This is a genomic window from Waterburya agarophytonicola KI4, assembly GCF_020640915.1.
Lineage (GTDB): Bacteria > Cyanobacteriota > Cyanobacteriia > Cyanobacteriales > Xenococcaceae > Waterburya > Waterburya agarophytonicola.
In genome coordinates, this window is sequence record NZ_JADWDC010000040.1 from 1 (window position 1) to 12544 (window position 12544).

General features: G+C 40.1%; 11 protein-coding genes. 4 read left to right on the top strand and 7 right to left on the bottom strand.

The window, feature by feature from the left end; translation table 11 throughout:
- Positions 1 to 27: 27 nt before the first annotated feature.
- The 5 genes from I4641_RS15075 to I4641_RS15095 form a co-directional block, all read right to left on the bottom strand.
- The gene (locus I4641_RS15075) at positions 28 to 267 is read right to left on the bottom strand and encodes an exopolysaccharide biosynthesis protein (protein ID WP_229641368.1); all 240 of its coding nucleotides are present in this window, start codon (positions 265 to 267) and stop codon (positions 28 to 30) included.
- A gap of 95 nt (positions 268 to 362) precedes the next feature.
- Positions 363 to 518 carry a hypothetical protein gene (locus tag I4641_RS15080; RefSeq protein ID WP_229641410.1) on the bottom strand — a complete coding sequence of 52 codons (156 nt, stop codon included), beginning with the start codon at positions 516 to 518 and terminating at the stop codon, positions 363 to 365.
- A gap of 322 nt (positions 519 to 840) precedes the next feature.
- On the bottom strand, positions 841 to 1485 hold the full coding sequence (locus I4641_RS15085; protein ID WP_229641369.1) for a response regulator: 645 nt from the start codon (positions 1483 to 1485) through the stop codon (positions 841 to 843).
- Between the two features lie 12 nt (positions 1486 to 1497).
- Complete coding sequence (locus tag I4641_RS15090) at positions 1498 to 3321, bottom strand: HAMP domain-containing sensor histidine kinase (protein WP_229641370.1); 1824 nt, start codon at positions 3319 to 3321, stop codon at positions 1498 to 1500.
- Positions 3322 to 3332: 11 nt separating this feature from the next.
- Positions 3333 to 4766, bottom strand: coding sequence for a sulfatase family protein (locus I4641_RS15095; RefSeq protein ID WP_229641371.1), 1434 nt, complete (start codon positions 4764 to 4766; stop codon positions 3333 to 3335).
- 465 nt (positions 4767 to 5231) lie between these two features.
- Here I4641_RS15095 and I4641_RS15100 point away from each other — a divergent pair, with 465 nt between their 5' ends.
- The 3 genes from I4641_RS15100 (at position 5232) to I4641_RS15110 (ending at position 9492) form a co-directional block, all read left to right on the top strand.
- Entirely contained in the window at positions 5232 to 7256 is a 2025-nt protein-coding gene (locus I4641_RS15100) for a cation:proton antiporter domain-containing protein (protein ID WP_229641372.1), read from the top strand.
- Between the two features lie 313 nt (positions 7257 to 7569).
- A complete protein-coding gene (locus I4641_RS15105; protein WP_229641373.1) occupies positions 7570 to 8094 on the top strand; it encodes a hypothetical protein in 525 nt (174 codons plus the stop codon).
- 105 nt (positions 8095 to 8199) lie between these two features.
- Complete coding sequence (locus I4641_RS15110; protein WP_229641374.1) at positions 8200 to 9492, top strand: homoserine dehydrogenase; 1293 nt, start codon at positions 8200 to 8202, stop codon at positions 9490 to 9492.
- Positions 9493 to 9607: 115 nt separating this feature from the next.
- Here the strand turns inward: I4641_RS15110 and I4641_RS15115 are convergent, their stop codons facing one another.
- Positions 9608 to 11134 carry a phosphomannomutase/phosphoglucomutase gene (locus I4641_RS15115; protein ID WP_229641375.1) on the bottom strand — a complete coding sequence of 509 codons (1527 nt, stop codon included), beginning with the start codon at positions 11132 to 11134 and terminating at the stop codon, positions 9608 to 9610.
- 114 nt (positions 11135 to 11248) lie between these two features.
- Positions 11249 to 11635 (bottom strand): hypothetical protein, encoded by a 387-nt coding sequence (locus I4641_RS15120; RefSeq protein ID WP_229641376.1) that lies wholly within the window; start codon positions 11633 to 11635, stop codon positions 11249 to 11251.
- Positions 11636 to 11792: 157 nt separating this feature from the next.
- On the opposite strand from I4641_RS15120, the gene I4641_RS15125 reads away from it, so the two are divergent.
- Positions 11793 to 12539, top strand: coding sequence for a cytochrome c biogenesis protein CcdA (locus tag I4641_RS15125; RefSeq protein ID WP_229641377.1), 747 nt, complete (start codon positions 11793 to 11795; stop codon positions 12537 to 12539).
- Positions 12540 to 12544: the final 5 nt, after the last annotated feature.

Below are 12544 nucleotides of genomic sequence, written 5' to 3' on the forward strand. Positions count from 1 at the left end.
ATAATGGTTAACCTTAGTTACTTTAAACTATTTTTGGCTTAACCGAGAAGTATTGAATGCCATTTGAGATCCCAAGATAAAGCTACCAACCCCCATTACTCCAGATAACCCAGGTGGCATGGGAAACAGAAAGGGTAGTGTCAACAAAGCAATAATTAAACTGAAACCACGTTCTCCAGTCTCTTGCAACATTTCAGCAACAGTTATAGGCGTAGTAGCCAGTTTTGTCAGTAAAAGCTTTATATCCTGGGAAAACTGGAGAGACATGGATTTTAGTGGGCCATTGGGTCACAAATCTGGTAATACTAGAATTTCTATCAAAACACTTGTTTATATCCCAATTACTGCTTTAATCGATCTCGCTAGGTGAGTGACTGATATTGTTCTAGAAAATCCAAGCTATTATCTGTTTTGCCGACTTTTTGCGCTTTGGTTCTCAATAAATCATCGAAGTGTTTACACCATTTATACCATTTATCGAAACAGGGAGGCGTGGCTGTAGGAGTTGTTTCTCTCATATTTAGCGATCGCCAACAAGAACGATGTGAAAACTAACTAGTATAAGCATCTTATCTTATTTGGACTTTGAGAATTGTTTAAGTCCCGATAATGAAAAAGCGATCGCAATTTAGCAGGTAATTATAGAGAGCAGTTAGTAACTAAGGATGGTGATCAAAACAATATAAAAATACTGTTTCTTCAATTTGTTATTTGTATAGTAATTAACTGATGTTTCAAGAGTGTGTTTTTCTTATGTCAGTTTTGTCAAATAGTGAATTTTATCAATATTAAATCAAGACAAACAAAGGCTCTGGAAGGCGATCGCCTTAAACAATTAAACTAATTCTGCTGGTTTTCCGCCCCTCTTAAATTATCTTTAGCCGTCTGATAAGTAGGATCGAGACTGAGAGCAATACGATAATTTTTAATGGCAGCTTCCGTATCTCCAGAAGCTTCTTGCAATTGACCCAAAAAATCAAAGGCTTCTGGACGAGCAGGATCGTGACCGATCGCCTGTTTAGCTGCATTGATAGCATGGTTGAACTGGCGTTTACTGGCGTAATATTTCGCTAATTCTAAAGCTTTGTCAAATTCTGATTCTTGTTGTTTACTAATCGTTTCTCGTTCTAATACTTTGTAAACCACATCTCGTAACTGTTTGGCAGTAAAGGGTTTGGGTAAAAAATCAATTGCCCCTAATTTAGTAGCCTCTACAATATTATCTACCGTACTGTAGGCTGAAATTAAAATCACTTTTATATCAGGATATTTAGCGATCGCCTGTTGCAATACCTCCAACCCATTCATCTTGGGCATTTTTAAATCGGTAATAATTAAATCGTACTCTTCTCCCGTTAACTGGAACATGGCATCCTTGCCATCGAGGGCAGTATGGACAAAGTAATCGAGAGATTCTAACGCCATCGTTACGGTGCGTCTGATATTTTTTTCGTCGTCAACTACTAAAATTTTTGCTTTAACCATGATGTTTAATTGTTAGTTGTTAATTAATTGTTCGTTCACAATAGGTAAGGTAAAGGTAAAAGTACTACCCTCTCCAAAGATGGAATCCACCCAAATTGTGCCTCCGTGGGCTTTGACGATTTCTTTACAAATTGCTAAACCCAAGCCACTACCACCGAGACTTTCTTGGTTTTCTACCTGGACAAATTTGTCAAAGATTTTGCTGGTATATTCCCTGGGAATACCCGCACCGTTGTCCTGGACAGAGATATAAAGCTGCTCTTGATGCTGTTTTGCTCTTAAGTTGATTTCCCCTCCTGTTTGGGTATAGCGGATAGCGTTGGCGATCAGGTTAGTTAACACCCAAAGAATCTTATTGGGATCGGCTCGTACCTTGACGGGATTAGGCAGTTTGCTATGGAGAGATATCTGTTTATCTTCTGCCTGAACTTTTAAAGTAGCGATCGCCTTAGAGAATAAAAATTCTACATCTAGCGGTACAAAGTCTAGGTCGATTCTTCCTGATTCGATTTTAGATAAATCTAAAAGATCGTTAACTAGACTACTCAGTCTGGCTACATCCTCGTTAGCGGTAGTGACTAACTCCATTTCCGAGTCAGATAATTTAGACTCAGCCATTTCTTGCAGCATACTCAAACTCATTGCCATGCCCGTTAAGGGAGTACGTAATTCGTGGGAAGCGGTATCGACAAAATCGCTCTTAAGACGATCTAACTCTCTCAGCTTAGTGATGTCTTGGAGTAAGACAATGCCCCCCAAAGTTTGCTTATTCTTATTAATTACGGGATTAATCTGAAACTGATAATACTGGGTTGTTTCTCCCCGATTTAAGGTCAGCACATTTTCCGACTCTTTGAGGTTTAAAGCCTTGCCCGTAGTAATAGTTTCCTGAAGATATTGATAAAATTTTTGATTATTGAAGACATCCAAAAAATGATTGTCTACTGCCAATATAGGTTTGACTTTAACGATCTCTCCTGCTGCGGGGTTGAGGGCAATGACCTTTAATTGATCGTCGACGACAATAATACCGTCGGCAATGCTAGAAATAATCGCTTCACTACGCTGCTGCTCGTTAATAATTTTACCCACGTTAAGATCGCGAAACGATTGTAGTTTTTCACTCATAGAGTTGATGGCAGTCGCGAGGATACCCAACTCATCTTGAGAAGTAACGGGTAAGGCGACATTATAATTACCATCGGCAATACTTTCGGTAGCCTCGGTCATTTTTCGTAGGGGTTTTACCAGACGATCGCTCAATAAAAGACTAAAAATCAGACCCAATCCCGCAGCACCTCCCCCTGCGATCGCCATCGACCAAGTAGCCTGTATCGAAAGCCAGCGAGTGCGATCGGCAGCATCCAGCATAGTTTCGCTATTTAACTCCCGCAGATCGACACAGAGATCTCGTACCGATTCAAATAAGGGAAAAACTTCCTCGTCATAACTTTGAATGGTAATAGTGGAAAAACGAACTGCTTTGAGATAATCATTATAGGTTGCTTCCAAAGCTTCAATAATTTCCGCTTCCCCTTCAATGGTCACATTGCTTTTAGAGTTAGCAAATGCCTGTAAAAAACGAAACTCCGCCTCGCGAAATTGTCCCCTAGCCTGTTCCTCATTACCCAAAAGAGCCAGCAAAATCGCACTATCCTGTCTTTCTAGGGCATCGATCTTTTTTTCAGCAGCAATAATACTGCGATAGTTTTCCTCGACGATCGCATTACTAGCACGACCCAAACGACGTAGATTAAAGATTCCCCAACCACCCACAAAGAGAATCAAACCTAAAGCAATGCCATATCCCCAGAGAATTTTTTGTCTAAGTTTCATCTTGTTTTACCTTAGAGTGCTTGATTACAGTCGGGCAAAGGTTCAAGCTCTAATTGTCGACACTTATCCCGTTTACACTTACGGAGTTTTGCTAAACGCTGACTATACTGTTTAATTATCCGAGCAGCGCGAGAGGCAATATTTTCTAACTGTTGGGGATCTTGAACCACATTATATAGTTCTTGTTCCCCGTTGCCATATTTTACATAGGTGCAGTTTTTAGTTCTCAATCCTGTATAGCTAGGAATCAATGCTGCTGGTTTATCCCGCCGATGCTCTAATAAAAATACCTGTCGCCAAGGCAATCTGAATTGCGATCGCATCAAGCCTACTAAAGAACGACCATCTACAAATTTGGGTGTTTTGATTTCTGCTAATTCGGCAAAGGTTGGGGCGAGGTCAACATTACTCACAATATCTTTAATTACTCGACCCGCAGCAACCCCAGGGCCTCGAATATATAGGGGCAAATGAATATCCTCTTCGTAGGCAGTTTCCTTGGCAGGGGGCAAACGGTGCTGTCCGAGGCGAAAGCCATTATCGGAAGAGAAGACAATATAAGTATTATCTAACTGACCGTTAGCTTTTAAAGTGGCGATTAAACTGGCTACTCCTTCGTCTACCGCCTGGAGTGACTTCAATCTGCGTTGATACAGTTGGTCGATTTCAGCTTGTGCCTCGGAATTCAACAGGGGTAAATGACGAATGTATGTAGGTTTGTCCCTCACATCGGCTTCATTAAATGAGGCAGTGCGGGGAGCTTGTTTATCTTTAAACAACTTACTATGACGAGGTGCAGGTATAGCAGGTTGGTGGGGAGCAAAGTAAGAAACATAGGCAAAAAATGGCTGGTTAGCTTGAGCAGCGCGATCGATAAACTGTCTAGCCTTCTCAGTGTAAACATCGGTGCTATAGTCTTTTGGTCGTCTACCATAGCGAACCAATTTACCGTTTTCATTCAGCCGATAGTTATAACCTACATAACCACTATCGTAGATCGGGCTATACCACTCATCCCAACCAGGAGGAACGTAGTCTTCTGGGGCATGACGGGGATAACCATTGAGATATTTACCCATAAAGGCAGTGAGATAGTCTCGATCTTTTAGCCAGGTAGCTATAGTAGACTTTTCCAAACCTTGCTGATAGAGATAAATAAAGCTGCCATCGGCTTTATTATTGGTAAAAACTCCTGTGTTATGGGCATATTGTCCCCTGAGAATACTGGCTCTGGAAGGACAACAGAGAGAAATATTAACAAAATAATTACTAAAGCTGATTCCCTGGTCGGCAATTAAAGATTTTACCTGAGGCATATATTCAACAGCAGCAGCATCGAGGTCATCAGTCAAGATAAACAAAATATTTGGTGTAGCTTGAGCCTTTGCTAGATTACCTTTGATCGCCAGAGCCATAATTATCAATCCCATCAAGCTAAAAATCATCAACCCACGTTTTATCTTCAATAGCTCGATCAATATTTTTTCTATCCTTAGAGACAATTAATAATCGAAAGTTAAGTCTGATGATAGTCGATTGATTACACTAAGTATTTGTCAAAATTGACACATGAAAGACACATTATTGATAGATCTTTGAATTAGGGTTGTACGAATAAAAAACATCTCTCAGTGCTAGTTACCCGTCAATTTTTAATTGACTAAGCAGTAGTTAGCTGCATTGTTAATTTTGCGATCTAGACTTTTGAGGAGATAAAAAATAATTTATTAAGAATCCGTTAGTTTAAGTGGCAGCCAGCAAGGTCTGACTGCTTTTTTGTGCGCTAGTAATTAATTTTGTCGAATCAGAATAGTCATTTGTTATTAGCATAAGTTTAACTGGTTGATCTTTTTGCCGAACATCTGCTTGATTTTTGCCACTAACTGTATAACTCAAACTAAATTTTATCTATGATGTTACTTGCGGCTTTGTCTCTGAGTTTAAAACCAATTCGCGATCCTGTAGCCGTCTTTCTGGTGATTTTGGCAATCATGCTGGTTGCCCCTCTAATATTTGAAAAGTTCAAATTACCTGGCATTGTGGGCTTGATCTTAGCAGGGGTAATAGTGGGGCCAGAAGGGTTGGGATTGTTAGAAAGGGGCAGCAATATTATCTTGCTCAGTACGATTGGTCTGTTGTTTTTGATGTTTATGGCGGGTCTGGAAACCAGCCTCGACGACCTCAAAGATAATGGAGACAAAGCAGTTGTTTTTGGTTTAGCCACTTTTATTGCCCCGATGGTAGTAGGTACGAGTGCCATGATGCTATTGGGATATGGTTGGTTAGCAGCAGTATTAGTAGCCTCTTGTTTTGCTTCTCACACTTTGTTGGCTTTACCTGTTTTGGGCAAGTTAGGAATTATGCGTTCTTCAGCGGTAAATGTTACCTTGGGGGGAACTCTAATTACCAACGTCTTAGCTTTATTGGTATTAGCAGTGGTAGTGAAAGCTTTTGAAGGGGAACTAACTTTAGGCTTTTGGCTGTTTTTGATTCCCGCTTTAACAATCTATACTTTTACAACTCTTTGGGGCGTACCTAAAATTGGACGGTGGTTTTTTCACAAGTTCGGACATGATGAAAGTGCTGAATTTATTTTTGTCCTAGCAACTTTGTTTGTGGTTTCATACATTGCTGGTTTAATCGAGGTCGAGCCGATCATTGGCGCGTTTTTGGCAGGTATTGCTTTAACGCCTTTGATTCCTCAATTAAGTCCTCTAATGAACCGCATTCAGTTTATTGGCAATACTTTATTTGTACCATTCTTTCTAATTTCGGTCGGGATGTTGATCGATCCTTTGGTATTAATTCGCGAACCCAAATCTTTGGTGGTGGCAGTGGTAATGATCGTTGCCGAACTAATTAGTAAATTTATAGCTGCTTGGGTTACAGGAAAATGGTTTGGCTTTAAATTTCCTAGTACGATGGTCATGTTTGGCTTATCTATTGCCCAGGCTGCATCTACCTTGGCTGCGATAACGGTGGCATACGAAATTGAACTAGTCGATCGCACTACGGTTAATGGCATTGTGGCAATGATTCTCTTTACTTGTATTGCTTCTCCTTTGGTTACGGAAAGATGGGGACGACAGGTAACTACTGCTGAAAAAAATCCCCAATCAGATAACCAAAATAAAGTTCTAGCGCAAAGGGTTTTAGTACCTGTAGCCAATCCCAACAACGAAGATAATTTATTAAATTTAGCGATTATTTTAGCTAAAACAGCCGATGGCACTGTCTTACCCCTCAATGTTTTAAGCGATCGCGAAGGAAAAGTGTCCTCAGAAGGAAGAATACAGCAGCGACAGCTATTGGACACCGCCGAAACCTTAGCCCACGCTGCTAATGCTACGGTGGAAACCATCGGTAGGGTAGATGATGGAATAGATCGCGGTATTGTCCGCACGGCGATCGAACGAGATGCTAGCTTAGTAGTCTGTGGTTGGAAGGGTTATTCTACCTATCAAGATAGTTTTTTTGGCAGCATGATTGATAATGTAGCTCTACAACTGCCTATTCCCGTATTGATCGCCCGCTTTGTCAAACCAATTGCTAATACTGCTAGGGTATTTTTAGCTGTTACAAAAAGACAGGCACTTTCAGAAGAATTTCCTCAGACTCTTAGCATCGCTAAAATGCTATCTAACGAACTTAAAACTAGCCTGGAAGTATTGCTGGTAGTAACTAACAAGCAGACTCAACTATCTGCCTCCGAATTAACCAAACTAAGTGCAGATATCGTTATTGGTCAACTACAGGGCAATTTTATCAAAGAAGTCTCTCAGAAGATTTATAAAAATGATTTGTTGCTTTTACCTGTCAAAACTTTAGAAGCAAGACTCCGCAATCGTTCCGCTGTTGGCACTATTCCTGAAGCGATCGCACGTTCTCACGATAATGTTTCAGTCGTAGTAATTCACTTTCCTTTAAGCGGTTAAAGTTTTGCCACAAATCGTAAATCTGATTTTTATTTTTTTATCATGCTGTCTTACAGCATGATACTTTATTCGCCATCGTCCCAAAATAGCCGAGCCTTGGTCAAACTTGGGGATCTCTAAAATATAAGTTACGTAAATGTTTTTCGCCGATAAAATGCTGACGAAGTAGTACAAATCCACAGCACAATGTACTGTTGTGAGTGTGGCAATCGCCTGGAGTAAGATAAATCACAATCAAAACTGGAACAAACCAACTAGTAGAAGCGTCCTCTGAAACATATGATTTATTTTAATAATTAAGGCAATAAATTAAGTGTTACAAGATCTCATTAAAAGAGTAAATTTTCCTGCAATAAAATATGATTTAATCTGCAAAAAAACTTACTGGTTGCTATTATTGGGAATAATTATAAATTTTAATATTAATATCAATATTAATCCCAGCTATGCTCAAACAAATAGTAATATTGCTATTGATAAAAATATTATTAATAAACCATTAATTGTTCAAGGAATAAGTGGTGGCGCGATTACAGCCTTAGAAATTACTCAAACTAAAAATACTGGCACGGGTTATTGTGATGGATTTGCTAGTCAGCAGCCCAATCATATCCTCAAAATAGATACTTTTTTTGATTATCTACGTTTGGAAGTTGATAGTTCTGCTGATACCACTATATTAGTTCGAGGTGCGGGGGGAGTATGGTGTAATGACGATGCGGGAAGTGCCAATCCAGTGATAGAAGGACAATGGCAACCAGGGGTTTATCAAGTTTGGGTCGGTTCTTATCGAGCAAATTCTAATAACAACTATAAAATTAAAATTACGGGGAGGTAATTATTTATCTTTCTCTTTTTTAAAATCAACAGCGATCGAAAAACTTTCGCCAAGATTCCCCATTACCGTTAATCTAGATAAAGTATTACAGTCAGGACAAAAGTTGTGACTTTTAAAATAGGTCTATTAGGATACGGTACAGTCGGTACGGGTACGGCAGAAATTATTCTCGATCCATTAGGGAGAAATAAACTGCTACAAAAAATTGAAATTGCTAAGGTAGGAGTTCGATCGCTGGATAAACCGCGATCGCCAGAATTACCAGCAGGAGTTTTGACTACGGACTTGGAAGCAATTGTCAACGATCCTGAGATTGAGATTGTGGTGGAGTTGCTAGGGGGATTAGAACCTTCGCGATCGCTAATTCTGACGGCTATAGCCAATGGCAAACATATTGTCACGGCGAATAAAGCTGTAATTGCCCGTCATGGTGCAGAAATATACAATGCAGCCAACGATGCTGGGGTATACGTCCTTTTAGAAGCTGCTGTCGGGGGTGGAATTCCCGTAATCAAGCCCTTGAAACAGTCTTTGGGTGTAAACCGCATTCAAACTGTGATTGGCATCATTAACGGCACGACAAACTATATCTTGACTCAGATGACTGAGGAGGGTGCAGACTTTGACGAGGTTTTAGCTGAAGCGCAAAAATTGGGCTACGCCGAAGCAGATCCCTCCGCCGATGTAGATGGTTACGATGCTGCGGATAAAATTGCCATTCTAGCTGCAATCGCTTTTGGTGGAAGAATTAAACGGGATGATATTCCCTGTGAGGGTATTCGTCAGATTAATGCGACGGATATTAGCTATGCCGACGATCTGGGGTTTGTAATTAAATTATTGGCGATCGCGAAGGCCAATTCAGATAAGGATTCTCTTCAGGTAAGGGTTCATCCTACCTTAGTGCCTAAAGATCATCCTTTAGCCAACGTTAATGGTGTTTATAACGCTATCTTGGTAGAAGGAGATCCTTTAGGTCGAGTAATGTTGTTTGGCCCTGGCGCGGGGAAAGGGGCAACAGCTAGTGCGGTAGTATCGGACATTGCTACTATTGTGGGAATTTTACAGACCAACAGTACCAGCCAAAAACTCGATCCTTTATTAAGTTGTTCTCACGACCATTTTAGCGAATTAACTCCTATTACCGAGGTCGAGACTCGTTTTTACGCCCGTTTTCTCTGTCAAGATGTTTCTGGGGTAATTGGTCACTTGGGTATGAGTTTTGGCAAACATAATGTTAGCCTAGAATCAGTAGTACAAATTGGTTTTCAAGACGAGTTAGCCGAGATTGTGGTTGTGACTCACAACGTACAAGAAGGAAACTTTCGTCAAGCATTAGAAGAAATTAAAAACCTCGATGCCATCGATAGTATTCCTAGCATTATTAGAGTGTTATAAATTTTTCTGCGATCGACGATCGCAACTCGAACTGAAATCTGGCACTTAAGATGTAATTCTTCAGTGGGGTTATGAGAGCGATCGCGGAAAAGAGATCCTCGACAAACTAAACGATCTAACTTCTAGATAAAGAGGATAAATCTAGCTCGTCAAAGTCTTGAAAAAACTCTAATAGTCTAGTAGCTATTTTGTTTGTTCCTTCGGCAACATTAGATTCGATGTTCAAAGGAATTACAGGATCGTGGAGAGATAAACGCAAGAGAAACCAACCTTTCTCTGTAGGAGAATTACAGGCTATTCTTACACCTTCATAATTGTTTGGTACGATCAACCAATCATCTTGGATATTAGCAAATTTTTGTAGCCGATTAATAACATTATTACCGTAAGCTTTGAAGTTATCAATTTTTATTTTCAATCTGAATTCTTCGCTTTCTAAAGGTTCTTCTAGATCGTCAATTAAATCCGTTAAAGATTTATTTTGTAATTTACTTTTGGCTAATTCAACTAACAACTTAGTAGCCAAATATGCACCATCATCGAGGAAATAATTTTCCTTCATTGCCCCGTGTCCAGAAGTTTCGATCGCCAGCCAAGATTCTGTGCCAGAATTATTTAACTTAATTGATTCATTAATCACATTTTTATAACCCCGTTTGAAGCGGTGATGTTTGCCTCCTAGCTGTTCGATAAACTTAGTCAAGCCATCAGAAGTAATAGAATCTGTCACAATAGTAGAACCAGGATGTTCTTGTAAAACTACTGCGGAAATCAAAGCGATCGCGCGGTTGCGATTAATTTCATTTCCTTTAGCATCTACCGCTGCAACGCGATCGACATCCGTATCAAAAATAATGCCAAAATCTGCTTGATTATTAACAACTGCCTGGCAAATTGCAGCCATTGCTTCCTTATTTTCTGGGTTGGGAATATGATTGGGAAACATACCATCAGGATCGAGAAATTGACTTCCCGTAGTATCCGCACCTAAAGGTTTTAATACTTTATCAACATAAAAACCCCCCGCACCATTTCCCGCATCAACTACTATTTTTAATCCCGTTAAAGGTTGCTCGTAATTATGGGGATGGTTAACACCCTGACGGACAGTTTCAACTAATTTGGCTGCATAAACAGAAATAAAATCATCGCGAGTAATCTTGCCTTTGGTATCCTCTTTAATTACTTGAGCGGATTCGGCGATCGCTAAAATTTCGCTTATATCTGTTTTCCCCAAACCTCCTTGGGGAGTAAAAAACTTCAAACCATTACGGTTAAAAGGTAAGTGACTGGCGGTAAGCATAATTGCCCCATCACAATTAAACCCATCTGTCACCGTACACATAAACATAGCGGGAGTAGAGGCAATATCAAAGTTATGTACTTGCGATCCTGCGATCGCAATTCCTTCTATCACTGCCTGGCTCAGAGTTTCCCCCGATAGCCGACTATCCCTACCAATACCGACACTTAATTCCGTAGTCGGTTTGCCTGTTTTTTGTGCCAGCCAATTGACAAAAGCATTGCCCAAAGTTTGAACTACTTCAGGAGTCAAATTTACCGTTTCATCGGGGACACCTTCTAGGGCAACACCGCGTATATCCGAGCCATTTTGTAGCTTTTGACCGTCGATATGATTCATTACTTGTGGATCTCGCTCGTGGTTGATTGCCCAATATTTTAGATGTATCTCAAAGGATAAAAAGAAGATATAACTATCTTTTTAGAAATGTTTCAGGACAAAAAAATAATTTCACTAATTTCCTTCAGGCAGACTGAGATATTGACGCAGGCGAAACAGACTAAAAGTTTGTCCCAAATTTAGGGGCAATAGAGAAACTCCTTCCAAACGAGACTGTAGCCAGCCATCCCCCCAATGCCATTCATGGTAGCCATCAATTCCTTTACTCAATAGCAAACGTAAACAGTTGTCTTCAACTCGTTCGACTCGATGCTCGATTTCAACCAACCCAAGAGAGCTAACAAAAGTATTTCCTTGATTTAGTCTACCTGATAAGGAAGCAAAGCTTTGAGGCCACATCCACTGTTTTAGGAGATCGCTTTCTAGCAGACTATCTCTGATTTTATGCTCTGGGGCATTGACTTCAATTCGTAAGTTGCTTTGCTGGAAATTTCCTAACATATGAGTTTAATACTGCTTTTTTCTTAATTAGTTTGATTTTTAAGCTGACGATCCGTTCAATATAGTCAGATATGGCGCAATAAATTAGGCAGGTCAGATCGTTATATTGATAGAATTCAATCAGGACAAGCTTCCTAACTTGAATATATTTATTTTAATGCTGGAATTTTTACAAACACAATTTTTTCTACTAGAGCGATTTGCCGATGGGGTAGTTTCTACTCAACTCACTCATCTCAGTATAGTGAGTTTGGGCATAATATTTCTAGCTGGACTGGTAACTAGCCTAACTCCCTGTATGCTCTCCATGTTGCCGATTACAGTGGGGTACATTGGTGGATACGAGTCTCAGGGAAAGTTACAGGCTGCTGCTCAATCTAGCTGGTTTGCTTTGGGTTTGGCGACGACTCTAGCTGCATTGGGTATTATAGCTACCACTGTCGGCAAAGTATACGGTCAAATTGGGGTGGGATTGCCGATTTTTGTTAGTTTAGTTGCGATCGCGATGGGACTCAATTTACTGGAAATTTTACCCCTGAATTTTCCTAGTTTGGGTGCAACAGATTGGATCGCAGAAGATTTACCTCGTGGAGTACGTTCTTACTTATTAGGTCTGACGTTTGGTTTAATCGCTTCTCCTTGCAGCACTCCTGTTTTAGCTACTTTATTAACTTGGGTAGCCACCACTCAAAATATGGTAGTGGGAGGTGGTTTATTAATCGCCTACGCGATCGGCTATGTTACCCCATTAGTGATTGCAGGTACTTTCACCGCATCCATTAAAAATATCTTAGAATTGCGCCGTTGGTCGAGTTGGATTAATCCCCTAAGCGGATCTTTGTTATTGGGATTTGGAATCTTTTCTTTGTTATCTCGTTTGCCAGCGATCGAATCTTTTCTATAGAAGAT

Excerpts from the sequence above, each read along its gene's own strand:
- I4641_RS15075 (WP_229641368.1), bottom strand. The coding sequence starts at position 267 with ATGTCTCTCCAGTTTTCCCAGGATATAAAGCTTTTACTGACAAAACTG.
- I4641_RS15080 (WP_229641410.1), bottom strand. The coding sequence starts at position 518 with ATGAGAGAAACAACTCCTACAGCCACGCCTCCCTGTTTCGATAAATGG.
- I4641_RS15085 (WP_229641369.1), bottom strand. The coding sequence starts at position 1,485 with ATGGTTAAAGCAAAAATTTTAGTAGTTGACGACGAAAAAAATATCAGA.
- I4641_RS15090 (WP_229641370.1), bottom strand. The coding sequence starts at position 3,321 with ATGAAACTTAGACAAAAAATTCTCTGGGGATATGGCATTGCTTTAGGT.
- I4641_RS15095 (WP_229641371.1), bottom strand. The coding sequence starts at position 4,766 with ATGATTTTTAGCTTGATGGGATTGATAATTATGGCTCTGGCGATCAAA.
- I4641_RS15100 (WP_229641372.1), top strand. The coding sequence starts at position 5,232 with ATGATGTTACTTGCGGCTTTGTCTCTGAGTTTAAAACCAATTCGCGAT.
- I4641_RS15115 (WP_229641375.1), bottom strand. The coding sequence starts at position 11,134 with ATGAATCATATCGACGGTCAAAAGCTACAAAATGGCTCGGATATACGC.
- I4641_RS15120 (WP_229641376.1), bottom strand. The coding sequence starts at position 11,635 with ATGTTAGGAAATTTCCAGCAAAGCAACTTACGAATTGAAGTCAATGCC.
- I4641_RS15125 (WP_229641377.1), top strand. The coding sequence starts at position 11,793 with ATGCTGGAATTTTTACAAACACAATTTTTTCTACTAGAGCGATTTGCC.